We start from the raw sequence: 24,231 nt of genomic DNA, 5'->3' as shown, positions 1-24,231 counted from the left end.
AGAGTACTGTATATTAGTACCTGACGCAAATCCCTTGTCGATTTCCCTTATATTCATTAGAGTCTACGACGATGCAGCCCTCAGAAAACGCCCTTCTTTATAAGCGTCCCCTTTTATTTTATATCAAAAACAATCCCCGCGCTTTCAGCCTAGGAATGTTGTTTTTGCTGTTCACAAATGCTTTGGACGGAATTTATCCGCTGGTGATGAAACAAATCATCGACAGCATTGAAGCCCGTGCTCCGATGAGCGAGCTCACAAAGATGTGCGCTGTCTTTGCCTTGGTGATGGCAAGCCTTTCCGTGACGCGTCTGGGATGGCGTGCTTTCTTTGGTAAATTCCATACCTATGCAGCTGAACACATCCGTCAAAAGATCTTCCGTCACTTAACTTCGTTGGGTCCGAACTTCTTCCACAAAAACCAAGTGGGCGAATTGATGAGTCTGTTAACCAACGACGTACAATCCTTCCGCCAAGCGATCGGGCCGGGTCTTTTGATTTTGGCTGATGGCGTGATCATTATCGCCATCGTCTTTCCGATCATGGTGATGATGAACTGGTCATGGACTTGGAAGGTTTTGGTCTTCCTGCCGCTGGTTCCCTTGATGATCTGGAAAGTGATGAAGTTGATCCATACGAATTATAAAATTCAACAGGATCGTTTTTCTGAACTAACTGGTGTGGCACAAGAAACCGTCGGCGGCATTCGCGTGATTAAAAGTTTCTCTCAAGAGGACAATCGCACGCAGTTATTTAACGGCGTGAGCTCTGCCTTTGAAAAAGCCTGCAATAAGGTTGCAAAGGTTGATGCCCTATTTATCCCGGTGATGGAATTCGGCGTGACTTCTGGAAGCGTGATCTTACTGTTCATCGCTAAAGATGATCTCTATTCAGGTGCCGTGACCATCGGTACCTTCTTTGCCTTCCATCGCTATATCCAAAAGATGGTGTGGCCAATGACGGCACTGGGTATGGGTATTTCTATGATGCAAAAAGGCTATGCTTCCTTTGATCGCATCAAAGACGTCCTACAAACGGAAACCGATATTCCTGACCATGGAAAAATCGAACTGACAAAATTTGAAAGCCTTGAATTTAAAAATGTCTCTTACAAACATCAAAGCTCTTCGGTGTATGCACTGAAGAATGTTTCTTTCACATTGAAAGCTGGCGAAAGCCTGGGGGTTATGGGACCTGTGGGCGCTGGTAAAACCACGCTGCTGCATCTTTTGACTCGCCTTTACCCATTGAGTGAAGGACAGATTTTGGTGAACGGACATCGCTTAGAAGACATCACTCAGGAGTCTTTGCGCAAAACATTCTTGCTCGTTCCTCAAGAGGCCTTCCTGTTTAGCGAAAGCATCTCTGAAAATGTCAGCTTTGGTCTGTCTGCCCGTGCCGCTGACGAAGATATCTTGCGTATGACTGAAACCGTAGATCTAACTCGCGAAATTCAATCACTGCCCCATCAGTTCGATTCGCAATTGGGTGAGCGTGGCGTGAATTTATCAGGCGGTCAAAAACAACGTCTGACGATTGCTCGTGGCTTGATCATGAAAACTCCGGTGCTCATCCTCGATGACTCTTTAAGTGCTGTGGATACACGCACCGAAAAAGCGATTGAAAATGAGCTTAGCAAAGACAAAGGCTCCATGAGCCGTATTATCGTGGCTCACCGTCTGTCTTCACTGAAAACGGTGGATAAGCTTTTGATCCTGCGTGATGGAGAGGTCGAGGCCCTTGGCACATACGATGAAGTTTTAAAAGTGAGCCCGACATTCCAAAAAACTGTCAGCATCCAAGGTCAGGAGGTGAATCATGAGTAATGATAACTTCATGAACGAAGACCTGGTTAAAACCAAAGTTACTTATCCCGTTTTATTTAAACGCCTTTGGCCTTACGCCCGCAAAGAAAAATCTTTGCTGTTCATGGCGATCTTTGCCGTGTTTGGCGGAGCCTTGGTGGCGCGTTTGGTTCCAGCCTTGATCGGGTATGCTATTGACCATGGTGTGAAGGGCAAGGACTACGAGCTTTTCACCCATGTGGCTTTTGCTTATTTGGGCCTAGAAGTTCTGCGCACATGTTTTTCATTCTCGAATGCGTTCTTGTTTCAACTTTTCGGAAATCGCATGCTCTTCCATTTGCGTGAAGATCTGATGAACCATGTGCAAAGATTGCCTCTGCAGTTTTTCAACAAGACTCCGACAGGCCGTATCGTTACACGTTTGACGAACGACGTGGCCTCTTTGGGTGAGCTTTTTACGGAAGGTGTGATCACGGTTTTCACACAATTCATCGTGATCTGCTCGGTTGTGGTGGCACTTGCGATTATTTCTTGGAAGCTGACGTTGGTTTCATTGTTCTTGGCTCCCCTATTTATTTGGGCGTCTTTTTACCTGAGCAATAAGATCCGCGAGATCTTGCACGAGCAAAAAAGAAAGCTTTCTGTCATCAATGCGTTCTTAGCAGAAAACTTGAATGGCATTAAAGTTGTCCAACTGTACAATCGCGTCAGCCGCAATCGTTCACGCTTTGCAAATCTGTCGACGGATTATCGCGATACGAATATGCGTTCGATTTATGCCTATGCACTTATGCAACCGATCATGAATCTGTTCAATGCGGTGGCTATTACTTCCGCGTTGTATTTCGGTGGCGTGATGAGTGCGGAAAATTCCATTGCGATTGGCTCTTTGATTGCGTTCCTAATGAACATCCAAGACTTTATCCCACCTTTGCGTGAGATCTTGGAGAAATACCAACAGTTCCAAAACTCTCTGACAAGTGCCGAGCGTATCTTTACTTTGATGGATGAGCATAAGGAATACGAACTCGATTCCCTGCAAAAACCCGAAATGGTGCGCGGTGATTTGGAGATTCGCAATTTGAATTTCCGTTACGAGGAAAACCTGCCTTACGTTCTTAAAAACGTAAACCTGCACTTCCAACCAGGTGAGTCTATCGCCCTAGTGGGTCGTACTGGCAGCGGTAAATCGACATTCATCTCGTTGCTTCAACGTTTTTACGATGCTCCGGAAAAAACTGTCTTCGTTGATGGTATCCCGGTTGAACGAATTGCACGCGAAGAGATTCGCCACCATGTGGGAGTTGTTCAACAGGACAACTTTATCTTCCGTGGCAATATTCGCAATAACATCGGTCTGGGCGATCCACGAGTCAGTGACGAACAGATTGCTGCGGCCTGCGAGAAAACGGGCTATATGGGCTTATTAAAGCGCACAGGCCGTGACTTGAATAGCCCGGTGGATGAACGCGGAGCCAATCTATCAGTCGGTGAACGCCAACTGATCGCCTTTGCTCGCATCCTAGCATTCAACCCTGATATTTTGATCTTGGATGAGGCGACAGCGAACATCGACTCTGAAAGCGAACACATTATTCAGGAAGCGACTCGCGAAATCACCAAAGGCCGCACGAGCATCATCATTGCCCACCGTCTTTCCACGATTGAACAATGCGATCGCATCGTCGTTCTGAATCAAGGTGAAGTTGCTGAAGTCGGCAGCCACCACGAATTGATGGCGGCTAAAGGCATGTACTATCAATTCGCATCAGCGGGAGCCAAGTCTCCACTGATCGCTGAGACTAGCGAAAAAACAGAAGTGGCAGAAAAGTCTTAGACTCTCTGCCACTCATTCTTAAATTTCAAATGTAAAACTAAGCTGCTTTTGTTGTGAAGTTTTTGATACTTTCACGCACAGATTGGCTGACCGTTGTGAACTTCACACCGTAGCGTACAGTGTCTGTACCACGCGGAGTAAGGTCCTTGATGTACTGTTTGCTAACGATTTGGCAGACAGCATTGAACGGAGGCACACCATCACCTGGCTGGAAGTGCAAGAACAACGACTGCCCCGGTTGCAAATTCGGATTATCGATCATAACACCCGCACCACCCGCACTGATTTCCAATGCTTGGCCACGGAATACTGTTTTGTTGTTATGAACAATCAAACTTGCACCATAAGAAGCGCGAGCATGACGGCGGCGGAAGAAAATCTCTGCCAAGCCTGTATCCAAAGATTGTTTCATCGCGCGGATTTTATCCGGTGTGAATTCCTCAACCTCTGCAACACGTGCCCAATTAGCCATGCGTGCATGCCAGATATAGTCGTATTCAAATAGAGTTTTTTCTTGAAGCATTTGCACGATTTCAACTGGAGAGAAAGGGCCGTAGTTATTGCCTTCCTTCAAGATGAACCACTCTTTGTCTTTAAGAGTTTCTGCCACTGGCATTTCCATAGTCATTGCTGCCGGAGCTTCAGGACGAGCACTTGGCTTAGTTGAAACCTTCGCTGAAAATTCAGGATGTTCCATCAACATAACCCAGTCACCGATGGCTTCATCATAGATGTAGTCCGTCCATTGATGCTCATGGGATTCAATTTTCTGTAGGACAACTTCAAAGGTGTAAGGTCCGATATGAGTCCCATTATTAGAAAGATAATACTGTTTTCCCATTTGTTCAGTGCTCCTTGGGGATTACTATCGGCGCAAAAAACCCTCGACTTAACTGTTGGAAATTAGACAATTTAGGTGAAATTGTTCCACCATTTTTCGTCGATTTTTTAGCCACGACCTATGTCTTCTGCAATATATCGCAAACAGGTTCTCGCCTTCTAAATCTGAAACGGATTTCTCGCCCTTGGGCTGGGTGTAATCACTGCCTACCGAAAATACATACTCTAGTTCGTTTACTGTCCACGAAGTTTCCTTAGGATGTTTGGAGAACACCGAAATCCTGTGGGGGAATTCCATATGCGCAAGACTCTCTATTTTGTGCTCTCTTCTCTGCTGTTCTTTGCTCTACCAATCGATACATTGGCTGCTTCATGCCCGACCTTAATGAAAGGCAGCGATTCAAAAACTTGGTGGCGACCGAGTCCTCGACAACCAGCTCGTGGTGTCGCCTTGGTGGTTCACGGTTTGAATAACAATCCCAATCGCATGGCTACGATCGAAAATATTCTGCGCGATCAAGGTATCGATGTTTTGCGCATGTCGCTTTCAGGGCACAACAACAATCTGAATATTTTTAAACTGGTCACAGCCGAAATGTGGGAAAGAGATGCCCTGCGAGCTTACTGCCAAGCCAATGCTCACGCGAATAAATACGGAATGCCCCTTTACTATGTGGGGTACTCACTTGGCGGAGTGATGGGAGTGGCCCTGCCTAGCAAATACAAACAGGTCCATTACGACAAGATGGTTTTGTTTGCCCCGGCTCTATCTATTCGTCGAACACCATTTATCTTAAGAATTTTAAACCAGCTCAATCCGCTGACTATCATTCCGAATCTATTCAGACGTGATAACTACTTTGCGAATTCATTTGGGACACCGGTTTCAGCTTACAAGGCAACATTTGATGTCACAAACTTTGTGACCTACCACACCAAAAGAAAAAATATAAATGTGCCGACGCTCCTCTTTTATGATCCTCGAGACGAGTTGGTCAGCTTTTCTGGTGTCCAAAATTATGTAAAGGCTCATCAGCTGAATCAGTGGAAACCTTTTGTCGTGCGCAAAAGACCTTTTAGTTGGCAGTCACTTTTTCATCACGCAATGATTGATCCAGCCTCGGTGGGATATCGACGATGGGAGCAAATGAAAGCTGCCATCATCGATCATCTGGATGACAGAAAGTCTATTCTAGACCACACGCTTTCTTCCACTCAGGAGTGGGAAGAATCATCTTACGAGCTTTCAGATCAAATAGACCAAATGTGAAGATGGCTTCGCTGGCAACGGTGCCGTCTTCTTTGATCATCTGTTGCTTCATGTGTCCAATCTTGCCTTCATAATCAGCGATACTTGAAGTGATCGTGATTGTTTCACGCAGTTTGATCTCTTTCATGAACTTGATATTCACCTCAAGGATCACGGGACCTTGCTGAAGGCGATGAACATCATGAAAACCAAAACCACGTGGCGTGATCGCTTCCCAGCGGGCTTCTTCGTATAATGACAAGTAAGTAGCGTTATTCACATGCCCATAAGAATCGATATGTGATTCACGAATCAAAAGTTTGTAAGAACCAAACTGTGACATAGTTTCCTCTTTCTATTTCAAAGCTTCACGGATATGGGCTGATGCTAAATCCAAAGCCCACACCACGACTGCAATCACTGCGATGATACAACCGACCTCGCGCCACATCGCCTGCCCTTGATATTGAATCAGCATTGTGCCGATCCCACCACCACCGACGAGTCCGATCACTGTCGCCATCCTGACATTGATATCCCAGCGATACACCGTAAATGAAATATAAGGCAGAACCACCTGAGGGACAATCGCATACCAGACTGTTTGCAGCTTGTTAGCTCCAGTGGATTCGATCGCCTCAATCGGGCCTTCTTCAACAGCTTCCACCATTTCCGAGTACTGTTTTGCTAAGGAGGCCACAGAATGAATCATCAACGCAAGCATACCTGCAAAGGGTCCAATCCCCACCCATACGGAAAAGATAATCGCCCAAATCAATGCTTCGATAGATCTAGTAACATTTAAAAAAGTTCTTAATGCCAAATACACGGGATAGGCCACGGGGCCACGCATGATATTTTTCGCACAGAAGAAACTCAGAACAAATGCAAATGGGATCGCAATGCTAGTTGCCAAAAATGCCATGAATATCGTTTCAATAATATTCAGAACAGCCCGAGGCAAGATCTCCCAGTTCGGATTCAGAAGTCCTTTGAACAAGCGCACGGCTCCGGCAAAACCATTTTGATCCAAAAGCTCGATAAAAGAAAATTCCGTCTTAACTAAAGCGACCGCAAACGACACGACTAAAAGGACGGCAAATTGCCAACCCCAGAACGTGCGATACCAAGGTTGCGGTTCTTTGCTAGAACGACTGTCAAACAAGGCGCCGCCCAAAGTCTGCACCTGCATTTTTTTAAGCCACCACGCAATGCCCACACCCACCGCAAGAAATGCGACAACGAAAACCAGGTCACGAGTCAAATCCAAGAGCTGATCTTCATGGGTCACGAACAAGGCTACGGAAGCCGAGCACAGCAAGAAGGCTGCGGTAAAAGCATCAAAGAATATCCGGCGCAACATCTTGAGTTCCCTCTCCGTAAATTTTTTGAAACCATTCTTGAGTGATGTCTTCGGGTTTTCCGGAGAAAACGATTTGACCATCTTTCAGGGCAATCACCCTCGTCGCGTACTTTCTGACTAGAGATAGAAAATGCAGATTTGCAACAACGGTAATACCGAGCTCGCGATTGATCTTTTGCAGATAATCCATCACCACATGACAAGTCGCCGGATCCAAAGATGCCACTGGCTCATCCGCTAACAGGAGAGTTGGGTTTTGCATCAGCGCCCGCGCAATAGCCACGCGTTGCTTTTGTCCACCCGACATTTGATCCGCGCGCAGATGGGCTTTTTCAGCAATACCGACAAGCTTTAGGTTGTTTAAAGCCTCGGCCTTATCTGCGGGAGTGAACATCCCTAACAAGCTCGGCAATGTTTTCTTAACTCCCAGAGTTCCCATCAAAACATTTTGCAAAACGCTTTGCCGAGGAATCAGATTGAAGTGCTGAAAGATCATGCCCATTTTTCGGCGCAGGCCGCGAATCTGATCTATTCTTTTAAACTTTCCAATATCGGCGCCTTCAAAGAATATCTCGCCCGATGTGGGAGCTTGCAATCGATTCAAACAACGCATCAATGTCGACTTACCAGAACCGCTAAGCCCAATCACAACCAAGAACTCCCCTTTGGCAACGTCAAAGCTGACATCACGCAGAGCCTGCACTCCATTGGGATAGGTCTTACTTAAATTACGTACTGACAGAAAATCTGAACTCATTTTTTTTCCGCCGGAAGCATTTGCTTCAACATCTCGCGAACACTGTCGTAATCAGCATCGGTGGTTTTTTTCAAATTGGTTGCACCTAACATCAAATCCAAGGATTTACGTCCCTCTGGTGTCGCCACCCACTGCAACAGAACATCGCTGATTTTTTCTTTCATTTCCTCAGGCATGTCTGCGCGGAAAACAATCGGATCATTAGGAATCGGCTCAGAGAGTTCGACGATCTTTACCTTTTGCTCCACATCCGGGTACTGCAACTTAACCAAGCGGCGTGCATCTTCGATTTTACCATCCTGAGGAGGACTGTAGTACGTCGCCCCTCCATCGACCTGACCTTGATAGATCATCGACACAACAGCATCGTGGTTCATGGCAAAAACAGTTTCTTTAGGTTCGATCTTTTTATCTTTCAAAGTTTTTAGTGGCAGTAAGTATCCCGATGTCGAAGCTGGATCAACAAAGGCCATTTTCTTGCCTGCAAAATCTTTTAAAGATTTGATGCCACTTGAGCTGCGCGCCAAGAACTGTGATTGATATGTTGCAAGCCCATAGCGAATGACTGTTAGGCGAGCCTGCACACCGTAAGACTTGTGAGCCATGTAATAGCCATAAGTATTTATCGCTGCAACGTCGGCTCTTTTAGTTCCAAATGATTCAACCACAGCAACAAATGACTGCGGGATCGTGATTTGATATTTATAGGGCGTGGATTTTTCCAAGTACTCTTTTAAAAGCTTGGAGTTATCCGCAAGAACTCGGGCATCCACAGAGGGAACTAAGTGAAACTTAATTGGGTTCTCTGCAGTTCCCAACGCGGCCTTTTTTAGATTACAACCGGTAATACCAAAGACGCACAAAAACAGTGTGCAGTTCAAAAGAAGTTTCATTGAACCCTCCGCAAATAGTCTATAAAAGGACTCCTTCTGTGTTAAGAAAAGTCTTTGCCTTAACTGGACCCTAACAGATACGATGACGCCATGATCAATCAAATCCTTGTCAACATTCAGACGCTTGTTTCCGAGGGAAAGAAATGCCTTGTGGTGTTTGACTTGGACTCGACTCTTTTTGATGTAAGTCCCCGCATTCAGCAAATCCTGATGGATTTCGCAGCAGATCCTGAAAACCAAAAGCTTTATCCCGATCAAGTCGCTTGTTTTGATAAAATCAAAACAGCTCACACAGATTGGGGCTTTGCCAATGCATTGCAAAGAGCCGGGCTTGATGGACATCATCCCCAGTTCCAGGAAGCCGTCTCCTCCTATTGGAGAAAACATTTCTTTTCCAATGACTATTTGAAATACGACACACCTAACGAAGGTGCTTTGGAGTACGTGCACGAAGTGATGGCAAAAGGCGCGGACGTTGCTTATCTTACGGGCCGAGATGTTCACCGTATGGAGCCTGGAACCACCACACAGCTTAAACAGTGGAATTTACCGCTAAATGACAGAGCTCATCTGTTCGTGAAGCCCGATAAATCCATGGACGATGCGGAATACAAGACCGATTGGTTCCTGAATCCCGCCCGCCAGAATTATGCAAAAGTTTACTTTTTTGACAATGAGCCCGTAATTTTGAACCTGATGGGAGCGAAATGCCCTCACGTTGAGAGTATTTTTTTTGACAGCACCCACTCTGGCAAGGCAGAACCACCAGCGGACCTTCCGCGTATTATGAATTTTGTTTTGAATCAAAGGAACTCCTAATGTTGTACCTTGTGGCAACTCCGATTGGTGATACCAGTGAAATTTCACTTCGTGCTTTGCAAATCTTGAAAGACTGCGAAGTGGTTATTTGCGAAAGCACTAAGGAAGCCTCCAAGCTTTTGCGTGCCCATGGCATCACGGGTAAAACATACGAAGTTCTTGATGAGCATTCGACTCCTGCGGATAAAGCGGACTTGGTGCCTATCTGTGAATCAAAAATGGTAGCTTTGGTCACTGATTGCGGAACGCCAGGGTTTTGCGACCCAGGTGCGGATCTGGTTCGCCTCTGTCGTCAAAAAAATATTCCAGTGAAATCAGTTTTGGGAGCATCTGCTTTGATGGGGCTTCTTTCACTGAGCGGCCAACGTATCGATGAGTTTTTATTCCGTGGATTTATTCCTGCCGAAACAGAGGCTCGCGGTAAAGCTTTGCGTGAACTGACCAAAGAAAAACGCGCGATCATCTTGATGGACACCCCTTACCGTCTAAAAAAGATGCTTGGGGACATGAAAGATCATTTCCCAAGTCGCCGCATGCTTTTGACTTTGAATCTGTCCCAAGAGGACGAATTGAATCTTGAGGGCACCATCGATCAAATCGCTAAAAAAGTTCCCTTTGAAAAAGCAGAGTTCATGCTGCTGATCTATCCATCATGAGTAGTGAGCTGATCAGTCTTCCTGTTGACGAATTCATCCCAGGAATTCTGGAGCAAATGCGTTTGAACCAAAACATGGTTCTCACTGCGGCTCCAGGTGCGGGTAAAACGACAAGACTGCCACCAGCTCTTTTAAATATCGTTTCAAAAAAAATCATCGTCCTTGAACCGCGCAGAATGGCCGCTATCGCAGCCGCTCATCGCATCGCTGAAGAAAACGGCTGGAACGTCGGCGAAGAAGTCGGCTATCAAGTTCGCTTCGGCAATAAAACTTCTGCAAAAACTCGCCTGGTATTCATGACGGAAGCCTTGCTGGCTCGTCAGATGTTAGATGATCCTGAATTATCTGATGTGGACCTGGTGATTCTGGATGAGTTTCATGAGCGCTCGCTACATGTTGATTTAGCTTTAGGATTAATTCGTGAGCTGCAAGAGCTTGGCCGCGACATCAAGCTTTTGGTGATGTCGGCGACTTTAGAAGCTGAAAAGATCTCTAGCTATCTGGGACAAGCCCCGATCGTCAGCGTACCGGGAAAACTTTTTGAATTGGAAGTCATCCATCAAAAGAACTCGCAAATCCTTCAGACATTTCCAAGCTTCTTTGATAATTTGGCGGCCGTTATTCGTGAAGCGATTCAGAAAACTGACAAAGATGTTTTAGTTTTCTTACCCGGCATGGGTGAAATTGATCGCGCTAAAAACGCCATCGAAGAATGGGCCACAGGTCGTGGCATCGATATCGTTCCTTTGCATGGTTCGCTGAATATCGAAGATCAAAGACGAGCTTTGCAAAAGGGTTCTCGTCAAAGAATCATTCTTTCTACGAATATCGCGGAATCCTCGGTCACTTTAGACGGAGTGAACAGCGTCATTGATTCGGGTCTTGCGAAAAATATGAAGCAAGATTATCGCACAGGTTTTTCGCGATTAGAGTTAGGACGTATCAGCCTCTCAAGTGCAATTCAGCGCTCGGGACGTGCGGCACGTCAGTTCCCCGGCAGAGCTTACAGACTGTGGAATAAAATAGATGAAAACTCTTTCAGCAAAAGCGAAATCGCAGAGATTCAAAGAGTTGATCTGACTGAAAGTCTTTTGTTCCTAGCAGCCCAAGGTGTGAGCGATTTCCAAAAGTTCGCATGGTTTGAAAAACCTGCCTCTGTAGCCATTGAAAAAGCAGCTCAGTATTTAAAACTTTCCGGCGCCATCGATAACTCCAATAAGATCACGGGACTGGGCAGACAGATTCTGCATTTCCCACTCGCCGTACGCTTGGCAAAACTGATGCTAGTCGCTGGAGACAGAAATTCTTTGGAATTAGGATCTGAATTGGCAGCTATTTTACAGGAACGCGATTTCATTCGTCGCGAAGCTGTTAGCTCCTTTTTAGGTGATAAAACAGAATGCGATCTGACGGTGCGCTTGGATCTTTTGCAGCAGTTTAAAAAATCAGGGAAAGCCCCGCGTGAAGCGGGATTCATGGCTTTGCAAACGGCCTCGCAATCAGCTTCTCAGATTTTGTCTTTAGCGAAAAAATTGGAAGATGTGAAAAACATCAAACCTGAATCTCAGGATCAAGAAATGCGCACACTTTTACTGCGCGCTTATCCTGATCGCCTGTGCCGTCGTCGTGGACAATCAGAACGCGCATTGATGGTCGGTGGCCGCGGCGTCAAACTCCAACAAGAATCCCTGGTGAAGACTTCTGAGTTCTTTGTCGCCCTGAACGGCGTTGAAGGCAGCAGTGATGCTGAAACCATCGTCAGCCTTGCCTGTGGGTTTTCTAAAGAGTTCATCCTTTCCCATTTCAAAGACGAAGTTCAAAAAATTCGTGATCTGACTTTCATCGAAGAAAAAGGTCAGTTCTTTTTGCGTGAGTATAAATCTCTGTTCGGCCTTCCGCTGGAAGAGCCCCCTCTTCTTCCCGCCTCCCCTGATGAGGTGGAAGCAAAACTGCCGCAAGTCTTAGTGGAAAAGTGGCCTCTAGTTTTAAAGAACAACGAAAAGCTTGCAGAGTGGTGGGAGCGTTTGGAGTTCTGGCAACGTCACGTTGATAATGGCACCATCGAGTCTGATATTCCCATGACGGCAGAACAAGTTGAGCAATGGAAATTGGAGGCCTTTACTCAAGCAAGTATGGGCGAAAAGAAACTTCAAAGTGTCTTTGAAAAAGATCTGGTGTTCTTTTTTGAAAGTGTTTTTCCCAATGACTTGGTTCGCACACTCAACAAAGAGCTCCCAGCCCGAATCACCGTTCCAAGTGGCAGCCATATTAAAGTGATCTATCCCTCTGACAAGGCTCCTTATCTTGAAGTCCGTATTCAAGAAGTCTTTGGCATGATGGAAACTCCCAAAGTGCTGTTCGGAAAAACTCCGCTGACATTTCACTTGCTAGGGCCTAACTTCCGCCCGGTTCAAGTGACGTCGAATCTGGAAAGCTTTTGGAAAAATGGCTACCCTGAAGTTCGTAAAGAACTGCGTATCAAGTATCCAAAACACCAATGGCCGGAAGATCCTGCCGATGGCACTCCTGAAGCCAAAGGTCGTCGTCGCCAATAGGCCTTTAATGGCCTGTTCATTGCTCCTCCAAATTGCAGAAATTCTGTCGCATCCTTAGCGTTAAACCCTTCGATTTGAGGTGGTTTCGCTGTCTAACGTCTATACAAGGGATGCGCAAAACGGAGCTTTTGTGAACGCATTGAGAAAGACAATCACTTTATGGTCCTTAGCCCTTTCGGGACTGCTTTCTATTCTGAGCCCGCAGGCCTTGGCCACTCGCACCTGTGAAAATGTCTTTAATGATAAAGTCGCTGAATTCCAATATCGCAGAACCGATGTCGCTCCAAAGGTGACCGTCGATTATCGCTATGTCTATACCGAAAGCCGCGAACCCTTTGTGGCAGACGTGATTGGTAAAACGGATGATCTTTTGCTGGGAATTGCTCCCTTTGGTCATGCCTACCTAGTCAGTGGCAGTGTTCGCCTTGACGGAAATGTTCTGGGATTTAAAACCACAGTGAACGAACACATGGCGGAGCTTGAAACAGGCATCGTCATTCGTATTAAGAAAGCGGACATCAGCAAAGCCGCCCTTGTGAAGTTCGATAACACTCGCGGCATTAGCTGCGGCAAAACCACTTGTGAAGCCATGGCGAAAGCTGGTGACTTGTACATCGCTGGCGAGCATTCAACGTTCTACTCCCCTCACGAAATGATCATGGCCATTTTTAAAAATGGCATCCGTGATGGAGCTGGTAACAAAGTTCCATTCGATGTTTATTATGTCGGAAAATTCGATTTACCGAACACCATGAGACGAGTTCACGAATCCAGCGAGAGAATCAAAAAAGAAGTGAGTGTGAAGTACGGAATGATCGGCACCGGAGTGACGGTGACCACAGCAACGCTGCTGTATGTTCTGGGAGTCTTCGACGATGACTCCGTAAAAAAACCAACGCCAAACCAATAAAAAAAGGGAGCTCGAAAGCTCCCTTTTTAGTTTTACTATTCTTAACAGAATTAACCGCGAAGAGAGTAGTAAGAGATCACTAGACCTGGATCGAATGAGAATGGAACTGCTTCCATGTTTGGTTCATCGATCAAGCGGCCAGTTTCAACTCCGCCTTTTTCTTCTTTCGTCATGAACGTTGGAAGTGGAAGACGTGGAGCTTGTTTAGCAGCCATGTAAACTTGGTTAGTGTATGCTTCTGGTTTCAAAGAAACTACGTCACCAACTTTGATGATTTGAGAAGCGATGTTTACTTTCTTACCGTTCAACAAAACTTTACCGTGAGATACCAATTGTTTTGCTGCAGGGATAGATTGTGCAAAACCAAGACGGAATACAACGTTGTCCAAACGTTTTTCCAAAAGGTTTACCAAAGACTCAACCCAGTTCGTGTTAGAAGATTTTTGAGCTTTACCGATGATACGGCGGAATTGCTCTTCACGTAGTCCGTAGTGGATGCGAACTTTTTGTTTTTCTTCAAGTTGCAAACCGAACTCAGAGTACTTACGACGGCGTTGACCGTGTTGACCTGGAGGATATGGTCTTCTTTCCAAAGCACCAGCTTTACCCAAGCCTGGTAGTTCAGTCATAAGACGACGTTGTTTTTTGAAGCGAGCTTCTTTACCTGTTCTTTTCATACTAATAAATCCTTATGTTATACTTTTTTGCCGCGGTATAACCTAACAACACGGGTATTACGTCAATCCTTGTCGTATTTCCATATGTCGTGATTTTCACTCAACATTCCATAAACCCTTTGCTAATGCAACATCCATGAAGCGTCTTACAAAACTTACCGTCATATCGATTTTATCGGTACCTGCGCTAACGCAAGCCAGGACCCAGACGCTCCTATTCTGCAAAGACATCGCTCAGCCCGATTTAAAAAGCATAACAATTCAGCAAACCAGCGCCCAAGGCCCGTTAGAGCTGATTGAAATCCACAAAGACGGCAGCCAAAAGCAGCTCCTTACCCAAGACACCGACCTCAAAGAAGGCTGGGTCCCTATGTCCCCAAACGGCGACACCGAAAGAATCCTCCTCCGCAAAGAAGGCCGATGGACTGTTGCTGAAAACAAGGGCGACTATCGGGTTTTTACCGAGGCTACTTGTACTAAGTAACGGTTTTCAAACGGAGATTATTGCTTCAAGTGACGTGACTGGCTTGCCCTGTGGGTTCCGCCTTGCCGGCAGCTTCGTCGACACGCCATCCGGGCTCACCGTCGCCCGCCTTTGGCGGGTTCGCGCATCCATGCGCCGACGGAGGTCGACTGCGTGCTGGCAAGTCTGAACCCACAGGGCAATCCAGCCACGGCACTTGCACTAGTTTCTTCAACCGGGATTTCTTAGATCTCCCTCTGAAAAAGAGACTTTGGACCGCACGGTGGGCAGAGGCGGAGGGTGTGGTTGGGAATGCATTTCGCCGGGCCTTCAGCGGCGCTGGATGCGCGAACCGGCGAAGCCGGCGCTGATGAGCCATGGATGGCGTGCCCAAGAAAAGCATTCCAAACCACACCCTCCGCCTCTGACTACCGGGCGAAACCGAAAACTAATTTTTAAAAAGAGATTTGAAGGAAAGCCCTTCCCAGCCAGGGAAGGGCCCGATGCCCCTTACCAAGCGGCAAGGCGGCGGCGACGGTTTTTCTTACGGACCGGAGTAGCAGTACTTGTACTTTCAAGTTGTGTATTGGTCGTAGGAGCCGTTTCTAGTTCTACCTGTTTCATAGCCGAACTCCTTTCGTGCTAGTTTCAATCATTCAGACCGGTGTGGCCCGAATGGGTTAGGTACTCCCCTAGTATCTCAGAGGCACGGAGCGTCATGCGACATCTTTAGTATTAGTTTTCGATCATGAAACCGTAATGCAAACGCAGATCTGCCTAAAGCAATAGGCCCTATTAGACGGTCTTATTGAGATAAGGAGTGCTGACTTAATGACGCAATTGCTAACTAATTGAAAGCTACTCTTTGAAAAAGATGTCTTTCACGACCCAAAGAGGGCCGATGAGCAGGAACTGGAGATCCTTTAAAAAGGACGGTTTTTTACCCTCTAACTTGTGCCCGTAAAACTGTCCGATCCAAGCGAGCACAAAGATAATCAAAAGCAAAAGCCAGAGCGGTTGAATGAAGTGACCTAAAAAATAAAGCAGCACATACGAGATCACCAATTGGCTAAGCATCACTACAAAAGCGCGCGGCCCCAAAGTCATGTACCAACCGAGTGCCAGCGCGATGAAAAGCTCGCCCAAGCGAATCGGCCCTAAGCTTATTGGAATCTGCAACAGCATGCCCACCACCGAAAAAAAGATCAGCGGCACGCAGATTTTATGAATGATTTTATTCTGAGAGTTGCGGTGACTTTCACTGTATTCAGCAAACCAAGATTCTAGAGATCTCATAACACCTCTGACGGCGTAAGTTTATTTTAGCTGTTGCGCCAGTGGAGCGACCATCGTTGCACCCGCTGGAACATCTTTAACTACAACTGAATTCGCACCAATCATAGCTCCATCACCGATCATGATAGGACCCAAAATTTTAGCTCCTGTGCCGATCATGACTTTATTGCCGACAGTGGGATGACGTTTTACCGGATCAAATTTGATTCCACCCAAAGTCACACCGTGAAAGATCACGCAGTCATCACCCACAATAGCGGTTTCACCAATCACGACACCAAAGCCATGATCGATGACCAGACGACGACCTAAAGTTGCACCGGGATGAATCTCAATTCCCGTCAACCAACGAGAGATCTCTGCGACAAAACGTGCGACGAAATAAAGTTCTGCTTTATAAAAAAGATGGGCCAGACGATGCATAATCAAGGCCTTGGGACCTGGATACAAAAGCGCAATCTCCCACAAAGATTTAGCTGCAGGATCATAAGCTCTATAAGTATCTAACAACGCTTTGAAGCGTTTCCATAAACCGAACATCAATATTTCTCGTTCAAATCATCAAGAAGGAAATAACGATCAAATAATTCGTTATAGCGAGACCACTTCTCGCCAGAGCCACGTTCACCATCAACGATTGTTTTTAAAGTCGCAACCTTGCTATCAAGATCATCAACCATTGCTACAATCATTGCTTCTAAAAATTTAGGACGTTTTGGAGAACCGTACTCCAACTTGCCATGATGACTCAAGATTATATGCTTACAAATATCACGCAGCTCTTCGCTGAAGCCTAAAATGCGAGCGGATTTTTTATCAATCAACTCACAGGCGATTTGCATGTGACCTAACAAACGACCACGGTCCGTGTAGGAAACGCCATTGTCGTAGGAAAGCTCCCACAATTTTCCGATGTCGTGAAAAATAGCTCCGAATAAAAGTAAATCACGATTCAAGAACGGATAATGTGTTCCCATGAAGTCCATGATCTTACAAATCGAAAGGATATGCTCTAGCAATCCTCCCACCCACGCATGGTGGATTGATTTCGCAGCCGGAGCACGCAGAACTCGCGGACGAATTTCTGGGTCTTCCAACGTGTCCAAAATAAGCTGTTTCAAGTGATCGTTGCGCATTGAACGCACCATTTGCAGAAGCTCCGCAAACATGTGTTCAGTGTCTCTCGAAGATTTTGGAATGAATTCTTCAAAATTAACTGTCGACGGCTCAACTCGCTCTAAGCGATGAATGACCAGCTGCTTACGATTTTGAAAGAGCTGAATTTGCCCTTTCACTTTCAAAACATCACCGGTTTCAAATTGACGAGCTAACTCGTCCACTCGGTCCCACAAGCGCGCATCGATGGTGCCGGTGGCATCACCCAACTGCAAACCCATGAACGGACGTCCGTTTTTACCGACGCCAACATTCTTTTCTTTAACCAAGAAAAGCATATCTACGGCATCTTTATCTTGAAGACTCTGAACTGTTTGTTTTTGCATCAGTGGCCCTCACAGAAAAGATTTTTATGTTCTGGATCAACAAAGGAAACTTGAGCTACGTAAATTCCATCTGCTTTTTCTGCGGAAAACAAAAATGTTCCGCCCAAGACACTCAGATGTCTTTCACGAGTGGTGTTGACCTTAAGTCCCTCACCCTTCATCGCTAAATTGAACTTTGTCGTAATATCTAAAACTTGATTGCAACCAGCACCGAAAACAGATTCGCCCAAACGACGTTTGCGCGCTTTACTGATGAACAGAACTTTGCTCTGTTTCGCTTCAGTGAATGCTGGAAATTCAAAGCCTACATAGAACGAACCTTGAAGGTCATTCACGTACTGGGACAGATCAATCTCTCCCCCGCCGCGTGGAAGTTCAAATCTCAAGGCTTCGCTTTTTAAAACACCAGGATTTTTATCGACCAAAAACACTGTTACGTCAGAAAAAACGATCTCTTTAGCAGATTCTTTTTTTCCCTCGCCGCCACCGTGTTCACCACCACCCTCAGCGCCATGTTCGCCATGAGCCGCAGGTGCTTTGAAGGATAACGACTCCCAAGCTTTCGTGGGAATTTTCAAATCCGGTGGAACGTCTTCAAATTTAACCGTCTTATATTCTTCAACGTGGTAGCCCGCTGTCTTTGAGCAACCGCTCAAAACCAACAGAGCACTTGTTAAGAAAAGCAGAAAAGGCTGATTCATTAATCAGCCTCCAATTGATCCCTCATTTCTAACAGAGGTATGAATGTGGGTTCTGCTTGCAAGCCCGCCCTTACATAGTTGTAGGCAGCGTTTCGATCCTTACGTTTGATAACAACCCATGCGAGTCCATAAAAGGCTGCGCCATCATTCGGGTTGCGTTCATAGAGTTTTGTGAATGCCGTTTGAGCACAATTCACATCATGAGTGGCGATACAAATATCTCCAGCAAGACGATCGCGCACTGCTAGACTTGTCACCTCAGGCATTTTCAGGATCGACATAGCTTCTGGATAACGACCACCTTTATAAAGGTAACCCGCTTGAGCCACCATCACATAAGGATCTTTAGGTCCTTCGCTGACAGCTTCGCCCAGAATCTTTTCGGCATCAGAGTCACGGTTTACTTCCATCAAACAGATAGCACGAACCGCTTTAAGCTCTGCCGAAGGGATACTTTTTCCATAAACTTCAGCACAGTATTTTTCTAGGTAATCCCACTGGATAAAGCGCCAGTCGACATTCAAAGGATGAGTGTACAGCTGGAACACACCTTGTGGCTCACTTAAGAACTTCACAATCGCGCTGTTCATCGCATCCACGTCACCCAACATGTTGTAACCATAAATAAGTAACAACGAAATTTCCTGACGAAGAGTGCGGGACTTCTTAAGAGCCGTCTCTAGCTCCGTCATGATCGGCTTCAAGAGATTTGTATCATGAGTCGATTTAGCAAGTTCAATCGCAGACATCGCCTTACCGTAAGTCGCCATCGTCGATGTCGGATTTTTCGCCAAGACGTTTTCAAATTTATGAATCGCCTCTTTGTAGTTTCCTTTTTTCAACTCCACGATCGCAAGATTCAATAGCGCTGAAACATTAAACGGTTCATGACCCAAAGCTTTTTGCAGAGTGTTTTCTGCTTCTTTCAGATCACCGTCCATCATATAGGAAACAGCGATACCTAGATAAGCATCCACTAAATCCGAACGCTGACGGCTTTCTTGAGCAATAGCTTTTTCCAAGATACGACGACCTTGTAAAGTCTGACGATCTTCAGAGATCAAAACAGGCGCCATTTGAATTTGTGTGTCTAGGTCGGCTTCTTTGTTCGCAACGGCCGCTTTATAAGTCATCAAAGACTTATTATATAAACCAACGCTCTTATAACGAATGGCTCTGCTGATCAGTTCTTCAAAGTTGAAATTATGACCCGCTTCACGATTACCAAGAGTCACATAGATCGCAAGAACTGCGATGGCCGCCGCCCCGACAATCAAGATGCGCAGAAGATTTGATTTTTGGCGAATTTGATCCTGAACACGTGAATCATTGACCGTACCATAGCTGGCTGTTGCCCCTGGCAAAGCAGATCCCGTCAGTGGTCTTTCTGAAACAGACGCCACGTCTTTCATTTGCGGAATCGACGAGTTCGGAGGAACCGGAGTCAAAGTTTGCTCGTCATGATCGCCCGTCGGTTCAGTTTTTGTGAACTGCGTATTGTGCGGAACAGACTGAGTCATCGTGTTGTCAGGAGCGTTGTCTTGTTCTTCACGGATGGCTCTTACGATATCCATGAAACGTTGATTTTCGCGGATGTAACTCCAACGTCCTGACGGCAAACGAATTTCATCAATGATTGAGACTTGGCGGGATTTTAGAAGAGTTGCAACTTCCTCTACAGAAAATGGCCCCAGAATCCTGGTTGAGGATTTTATTAGCCAAACTTTGTCTGTATTGGAAACCTCAACCGCCATATCTTAAAGCCCCTTCGTTAAGAGGAGTTTTAAGTCGTCGTTGGTTAGGTAAAGACCGCCCCCGACAAATGAAGAACTCGCATCGTTTTTGTTGAAGGCATCATTCCAACCCGCGTTCACGTATAGACCGCGATAGAAGTAGTAATTCAAAGAACCGCGCAAATTCGTACGAGTGAAGTCAAATGCCTCCACCGTGAATTTGATCTTACGACGGAAGAAGTAGTAATCCACACCGAAACCGCCACCGTTCTCGATCACACCCCCTTTAAGAGTAAGATCCCAGAAGTTTTTCGCGAATAACAATGTGAACTTAAGTTTGTTCTCGTAAGTTTTCTTTTCAGAGTATTGTGCAGAGCCTTGTGGCGGAGTGCCCGAGTAATCGTATTTCGTCGTTTCAACAACACCCACTGGATCATCCACAACTGCTAGGTAGTAGTAACGATCCAAACCAGGTTGAATCTTAACACCCACTGTTGTTTTCCAGTTACCGACTTCACCCAAGTATTCTGTTTTGAAATCAAATGCTGTTTCGATTTTGCTGGCTGCGCCCACCATGTCGTTCAAGCCATCGATCGCATTATCCACTTTTTCAGCCGTTTGTTCATCGCTGACAAGTTTACCGATCGTACCTTCACCACGGTTGATTTTGCCTGTGATCTCATCCAAGTTTTTCATGGTCTGCGCCAAGCGAGCCCATGTTTTCTTAAGACCTGTATCACTGTCATCAGTCATCACTTCCCGCAGACTTGATGTGATGTCGTGAACTTCATCCACGATATCGCCGATCTTGTCTTTGTTTTCGGATGTCATTTGCGCCAAGTCTTGAGTGATCACTTCGACGTTTTTAACGATACGACCCAAAACATGGGCACGAGTTCCGTCAGCCGCTGTGGCTTCCTCAAGATTTTTCGCAACGACCTTCAACGAAGAGGCCACATCGCCCACTTGTTGCAAAAGACCTTCAAGAGATCCGCCCGCTTTGATATTCAAAATCTGTGCGTTGTCTGGAAGAGGTGGATCTGTTGGGGAGCCTGGGTAAACTTCGATATGAGAATCACCCAAGATACCTTGAGCTTTGATTTCGATACCCGCCGACGTTGTCATCGGAACATCGGATTTCACCGTGATATCAACGCGAGCTTGGCCATCTTGCAAACGGATGTCTTTGATCACGCCCACTGGAATACCAGCAGAACGGATCGCCGAATTTTTAACTAAGCCACCTGCATTTGGAATCAAGAACCAAGCTTTTTTTGAACGACCAAGGTACGAAGGATCTTCGCTCACCTGCATGGACATGACGGCAATTAGTGATCCTACAACGATCACTAATAGACCTACTTTAAACTCTGCAGCGCGAAGCCAATTCATTGATGTTTCATCCCTTTATTCACGAACTTCTTAACCAATTCGATATCGGTATTGAAGAAGTCCTCTGGAGTCCCGAATAGCAAAACCCTGCCACTATCTAACATCGCGATATGATCCGCAATCCTAAACGCGGCGGACAAATCATGTGAAACCATGATTGAGGTCAATTGCCCATTACGTCGCTTATGAGTATCCAGGATTAAATTATCTACCATTTCAGTCAGAATGGGATCTAAACCCGTGGTCGGCTCATCATAGATTAAGATTTCTGGATCTAGGGCGAGAGCACGTGCTAGACCCGTTCTCTTTTGCATACCACCGGATATTTGGCTTGGCAGTTTTTTGTAGTGCTTAGGGTCCAGACCGACCTGGTGCAACTTGTCTTCGGCTATACGAAGGACTTGGGACTCCTTAAGATCTCTGCGATGCTCAAATAGTGGAAAACATACGTTTTCTAGCACTGTCATATCATCAAACAACGCCGCTGATTGAAACAGCACGCCGAACTTTTGGCGGAAGCGAGTTAGATCGTCTTCGCTCATTTTATTCAGATCTTGGCCCAATACTTCAATCGAGCCTGATGTCGGTTTATACAAACCCAGCAAATGCTTTAGCATCACGCTTTTCCCAGTACCGGAAAAACCAATGATCGCCGTCAAACTGCCCTTAGGAATTTCAAGATCGATTCCTTTAAGAATGAAATCGTTGCCGTCGAATGTTTTTTTAAGGTCCTTAATTTGGACTGCCGCTTGTTGAAACATCTAAGATGCTCCCATGAAGCTGTAGTAAACACGAATCAAGATCGTCAGGAAGTAGTCCATAATAATAACCATAACCATGCTTTGTACGACGCCCTGATTGGTCGCATCGCCCACGCCTTTCGCTCCGCCCGTAGTATTGAAACCGCGGTACGTGCAGATCAACGCAAAGAAAATTCCGAAGACAGCGCCTTTAAAAAGACCTTCGTTGATATGTTTTACTTCGATCATGTCGCGGATTTTTTGCCAGAAAATGGCTTCATCAAGCTGAACCATTTTTACGCATAAAAACCAGCTACCAATCATCGCGACAAAGTCGAACACCGCCGTCAGCAATGGCATACAGATGAATGCCGCGAGCATACGCGGAGCAATCAAGTACTGCTTGGTATTAACGCCCATCACTTCCAAAGCATCGATCTGTTCATTCACACGCATCGTACCCAAACGCGCCGCCATGGCGCCTCCGGCACGAGCGGCCACGATCAATCCCGTCAACACCGGACCCAACTCACGAGTGATCCCGAGAGCCACAACCGGGCCTACCATGTTCACGGCATTGAACATTTTGAAACCTAAATAAATCTGCAACGACAATGCAAGCCCCGTAAAACCACCGGTCAGACAAATAATCCAGATCGATTGGTTTCCGATGAACTCCATATGTTTGATGACTTCGGGAAATCTCGAGGGCTTTGCGAATATCAAACGCACACTTTCCGTAAAGAAAAGCGTCACTCGACCGACTTCCTGAATGAAATCTTTGGAGACATCAATAACTGAAGCCCCCACCCAGGAAATCACCATCGCAGTTTTTTGCACGAGACTTTGCGAACTCATTAAATCCCCTTGCCTACATAGACACGTGGCACACGTTCACCCACGCCCGTCAGCATTTCGTAGGAAATACTGTGCGCTTTTTTCGCGATCTCATCAGCTGACAACAAATGACCCTCTGGATCCCAACCGAACAAAGTTACTTCTTTGTCCTTGAAGGAGTTCAAATCTTTCCCGGCCACGATGTCCGTCACATCAATCATCAAATAATCCATGCACACCGTGCCCGTGATCGGCGCGCGTTGACCCGCAAATAAAACATGCGTCTGATTGGACAACAAACGATGATAACCATCGCCGTAACCAATCGAAACAACCGCAATGACCGATTCACGTTGTGCGGTCCATTTTGCTCCGTAGGACACAGTTTCGCCGGTTTTAACTTGGCGGTACGTGTTCACCACAGATTTCAAAGTCATCACAGGTTTAAGATCCCCTACATCCGGACGACCTAAAGAACTATATCCATAAATCATCAAGCCAGGGCGAACACCCCAGTTTTGTAACATCAAAGGATGAGTGGAATCTTTCACTCCGTCCTGTTGCATTTGCATCAGATTCAAAATCCCCGAGCTATTCAAAGCGTGGCAGAAGACGTTCATGGATTTGAAGATCTCTGACACCTTATTCAATTTCTGCAATTGATGCGCACTTGTCTGATCCAACTCATTGGCATTTTCACCAATGTACAAGTGAGTGCATAATGCCTTCACTTCGATTTTTGCGTGGTTATTCAAACGATCAAAAACTTTTTGTGCTTCTTCAACTCGGAAACCCAAGCGATTCATGCCCGTATCAAACTTCACGTGAACGCGGACTTTGTCATCAGCCACTTGCTCAAGAGCTTCAATTTGATCCCAAGAACTCACAACCGCTGTCATGTCGTTGTTGATAATGGCTTTAGCGCCCTCTTTATCAAAACCGCGGAAAACCAAAATATTTGCTTTCACTCCGTTTTTACGTAGTAAAAGACCCTCTTCGATCAAACACACACCCAGGTTTTCAATTCCCAATTTTTCTAAATGCAAAGCCAGCTTCACGTCGCCGTGACCATAGGCATTGGCTTTCACCATCGGACAAAGAAATCTTTGCGGAAAAGCTTTCTGCAAGACACGAATATTGTGTGTCAGGTTGTCTAAATTAATTTCCGCAAAAGTACGTCGAAACATTTCCATTAAAACTACTAAT

General features: G+C 45.9%; 24 protein-coding genes. 8 read left to right on the top strand and 16 right to left on the bottom strand.

The window, feature by feature from the left end:
* The first annotated feature begins 71 nt into the window (after window positions 1-71).
* Both ACLVWP_RS03360 and ACLVWP_RS03355 read left to right on the top strand, forming a co-directional pair.
* A complete protein-coding gene (locus ACLVWP_RS03360) occupies window positions 72-1,826 on the top strand; it encodes an ABC transporter ATP-binding protein (RefSeq protein WP_413560095.1) in 1,755 nt (584 codons plus the stop codon).
* Complete coding sequence (locus ACLVWP_RS03355) at window positions 1,819-3,642, top strand: ABC transporter ATP-binding protein (protein ID WP_413560093.1); 1,824 nt, start codon at window positions 1,819-1,821, stop codon at window positions 3,640-3,642. The genes ACLVWP_RS03360 and ACLVWP_RS03355 overlap by 8 nt, the downstream gene beginning before the upstream one ends.
* 37 nt (window positions 3,643-3,679) lie before the next feature.
* Here the strand turns inward: ACLVWP_RS03355 and ACLVWP_RS03350 are convergent, their stop codons facing one another.
* Window positions 3,680-4,483, bottom strand: coding sequence for a GYF domain-containing protein (locus ACLVWP_RS03350; protein WP_413560091.1), 804 nt, complete (start codon window positions 4,481-4,483; stop codon window positions 3,680-3,682).
* Window positions 4,484-4,780: 297 nt separating this feature from the next.
* Here ACLVWP_RS03350 and ACLVWP_RS03345 point away from each other — a divergent pair, with 297 nt between their 5' ends.
* Window positions 4,781-5,752 carry an alpha/beta hydrolase gene (locus tag ACLVWP_RS03345; protein ID WP_413560089.1) on the top strand — a complete coding sequence of 324 codons (972 nt, stop codon included), beginning with the start codon at window positions 4,781-4,783 and terminating at the stop codon, window positions 5,750-5,752.
* Here ACLVWP_RS03345 and ACLVWP_RS03340 read toward each other — a convergent pair.
* The 4 genes from ACLVWP_RS03340 to ACLVWP_RS03325 are packed head-to-tail and all read right to left on the bottom strand — an operon-like array spanning window position 5,670 to window position 8,744.
* Complete coding sequence (locus ACLVWP_RS03340; RefSeq protein WP_413560088.1) at window positions 5,670-6,074, bottom strand: acyl-CoA thioesterase; 405 nt, start codon at window positions 6,072-6,074, stop codon at window positions 5,670-5,672. The genes ACLVWP_RS03345 and ACLVWP_RS03340 overlap by 83 nt on opposite strands.
* Before the next feature lie 12 nt (window positions 6,075-6,086).
* Window positions 6,087-7,094: a phosphonate ABC transporter, permease protein PhnE gene (phnE, locus tag ACLVWP_RS03335; protein WP_413560087.1), complete on the bottom strand. Its 1,008-nt coding sequence runs from the start codon at window positions 7,092-7,094 to the stop codon at window positions 6,087-6,089.
* Window positions 7,072-7,851, bottom strand: coding sequence for a phosphonate ABC transporter ATP-binding protein (gene phnC / locus ACLVWP_RS03330; RefSeq protein WP_413560085.1), 780 nt, complete (start codon window positions 7,849-7,851; stop codon window positions 7,072-7,074). Before phnC ends, phnE begins: the two co-directional genes overlap by 23 nt.
* Window positions 7,848-8,744: a phosphate/phosphite/phosphonate ABC transporter substrate-binding protein gene (locus ACLVWP_RS03325; protein ID WP_413560084.1), complete on the bottom strand. Its 897-nt coding sequence runs from the start codon at window positions 8,742-8,744 to the stop codon at window positions 7,848-7,850. The genes phnC and ACLVWP_RS03325 overlap by 4 nt, the downstream gene beginning before the upstream one ends.
* Before the next feature lie 90 nt (window positions 8,745-8,834).
* Between ACLVWP_RS03325 and ACLVWP_RS03320 the strand changes: the two genes are divergently transcribed.
* The 4 genes from ACLVWP_RS03320 (at window position 8,835) to ACLVWP_RS03305 (ending at window position 13,684) form a co-directional block, all read left to right on the top strand.
* Complete coding sequence (locus ACLVWP_RS03320; protein ID WP_413560082.1) at window positions 8,835-9,563, top strand: HAD family hydrolase; 729 nt, start codon at window positions 8,835-8,837, stop codon at window positions 9,561-9,563.
* Complete coding sequence (locus tag ACLVWP_RS03315) at window positions 9,563-10,219, top strand: SAM-dependent methyltransferase (RefSeq protein WP_413560081.1); 657 nt, start codon at window positions 9,563-9,565, stop codon at window positions 10,217-10,219. Before ACLVWP_RS03320 ends, ACLVWP_RS03315 begins: the two co-directional genes overlap by 1 nt.
* Window positions 10,216-12,774 (top strand): ATP-dependent helicase HrpB, encoded by a 2,559-nt coding sequence (gene hrpB / locus ACLVWP_RS03310; RefSeq protein WP_413560080.1) that lies wholly within the window; start codon window positions 10,216-10,218, stop codon window positions 12,772-12,774. The genes ACLVWP_RS03315 and hrpB overlap by 4 nt, the downstream gene beginning before the upstream one ends.
* Window positions 12,775-12,904: 130 nt before the next feature.
* On the top strand, window positions 12,905-13,684 hold the full coding sequence (locus ACLVWP_RS03305) for a hypothetical protein (protein ID WP_413560078.1): 780 nt from the start codon (window positions 12,905-12,907) through the stop codon (window positions 13,682-13,684).
* Window positions 13,685-13,734: 50 nt separating this feature from the next.
* On the opposite strand, the gene rpsD is transcribed toward ACLVWP_RS03305, so the two are convergent.
* Entirely contained in the window at window positions 13,735-14,361 is a 627-nt protein-coding gene (rpsD, locus tag ACLVWP_RS03300) for a 30S ribosomal protein S4 (RefSeq protein ID WP_413560076.1), read from the bottom strand.
* A gap of 136 nt (window positions 14,362-14,497) precedes the next feature.
* On the opposite strand from rpsD, the gene ACLVWP_RS03295 reads away from it, so the two are divergent.
* Window positions 14,498-14,845, top strand: coding sequence for a hypothetical protein (locus ACLVWP_RS03295; protein ID WP_413560074.1), 348 nt, complete (start codon window positions 14,498-14,500; stop codon window positions 14,843-14,845).
* Window positions 14,846-14,870: 25 nt separating this feature from the next.
* Here the strand turns inward: ACLVWP_RS03295 and ACLVWP_RS03290 are convergent, their stop codons facing one another.
* The 10 genes from ACLVWP_RS03290 to alr all read right to left on the bottom strand — a co-directional run bounded on the left by ACLVWP_RS03290 (window position 14,871) and on the right by alr (window position 24,218).
* Entirely contained in the window at window positions 14,871-15,059 is a 189-nt protein-coding gene (locus ACLVWP_RS03290; RefSeq protein WP_413560073.1) for a hypothetical protein, read from the bottom strand.
* Between the two features lie 623 nt (window positions 15,060-15,682).
* Window positions 15,683-16,120: a DUF962 domain-containing protein gene (locus tag ACLVWP_RS03285; protein ID WP_413560071.1), complete on the bottom strand. Its 438-nt coding sequence runs from the start codon at window positions 16,118-16,120 to the stop codon at window positions 15,683-15,685.
* A 21-nt stretch (window positions 16,121-16,141) separates the two neighbouring features.
* A complete protein-coding gene (cysE, locus tag ACLVWP_RS03280) occupies window positions 16,142-16,660 on the bottom strand; it encodes a serine O-acetyltransferase (RefSeq protein ID WP_413560069.1) in 519 nt (172 codons plus the stop codon).
* Window positions 16,660-17,622 carry a 3'-5' exoribonuclease YhaM family protein gene (locus tag ACLVWP_RS03275; protein ID WP_413560067.1) on the bottom strand — a complete coding sequence of 321 codons (963 nt, stop codon included), beginning with the start codon at window positions 17,620-17,622 and terminating at the stop codon, window positions 16,660-16,662. Before ACLVWP_RS03275 ends, cysE begins: the two co-directional genes overlap by 1 nt.
* Entirely contained in the window at window positions 17,622-18,323 is a 702-nt protein-coding gene (locus ACLVWP_RS03270) for a hypothetical protein (protein ID WP_413560065.1), read from the bottom strand. Before ACLVWP_RS03270 ends, ACLVWP_RS03275 begins: the two co-directional genes overlap by 1 nt.
* On the bottom strand, window positions 18,323-20,077 hold the full coding sequence (locus ACLVWP_RS03265; protein ID WP_413560063.1) for a tetratricopeptide repeat protein: 1,755 nt from the start codon (window positions 20,075-20,077) through the stop codon (window positions 18,323-18,325). Before ACLVWP_RS03265 ends, ACLVWP_RS03270 begins: the two co-directional genes overlap by 1 nt.
* Window positions 20,078-20,080: 3 nt before the next feature.
* The gene (locus ACLVWP_RS03260; RefSeq protein WP_413560062.1) at window positions 20,081-21,448 is read right to left on the bottom strand and encodes an MlaD family protein; all 1,368 of its coding nucleotides are present in this window, start codon (window positions 21,446-21,448) and stop codon (window positions 20,081-20,083) included.
* Entirely contained in the window at window positions 21,445-22,209 is a 765-nt protein-coding gene (locus ACLVWP_RS03255; RefSeq protein WP_413560061.1) for an ABC transporter ATP-binding protein, read from the bottom strand. The genes ACLVWP_RS03260 and ACLVWP_RS03255 overlap by 4 nt, the downstream gene beginning before the upstream one ends.
* A complete protein-coding gene (locus tag ACLVWP_RS03250) occupies window positions 22,210-23,046 on the bottom strand; it encodes an MlaE family ABC transporter permease (RefSeq protein WP_413560060.1) in 837 nt (278 codons plus the stop codon).
* Window positions 23,046-24,218, bottom strand: coding sequence for an alanine racemase (gene alr, locus ACLVWP_RS03245; protein WP_413560058.1), 1,173 nt, complete (start codon window positions 24,216-24,218; stop codon window positions 23,046-23,048). Before alr ends, ACLVWP_RS03250 begins: the two co-directional genes overlap by 1 nt.
* Window positions 24,219-24,231: the final 13 nt, after the last annotated feature.

The organism is Bdellovibrio sp. HCB209 (genome assembly GCF_047306065.1).
Lineage (GTDB): Bacteria > Bdellovibrionota > Bdellovibrionia > Bdellovibrionales > Bdellovibrionaceae > Bdellovibrio.
This window is presented reverse-complemented; position numbering and strand designations above follow the sequence as displayed.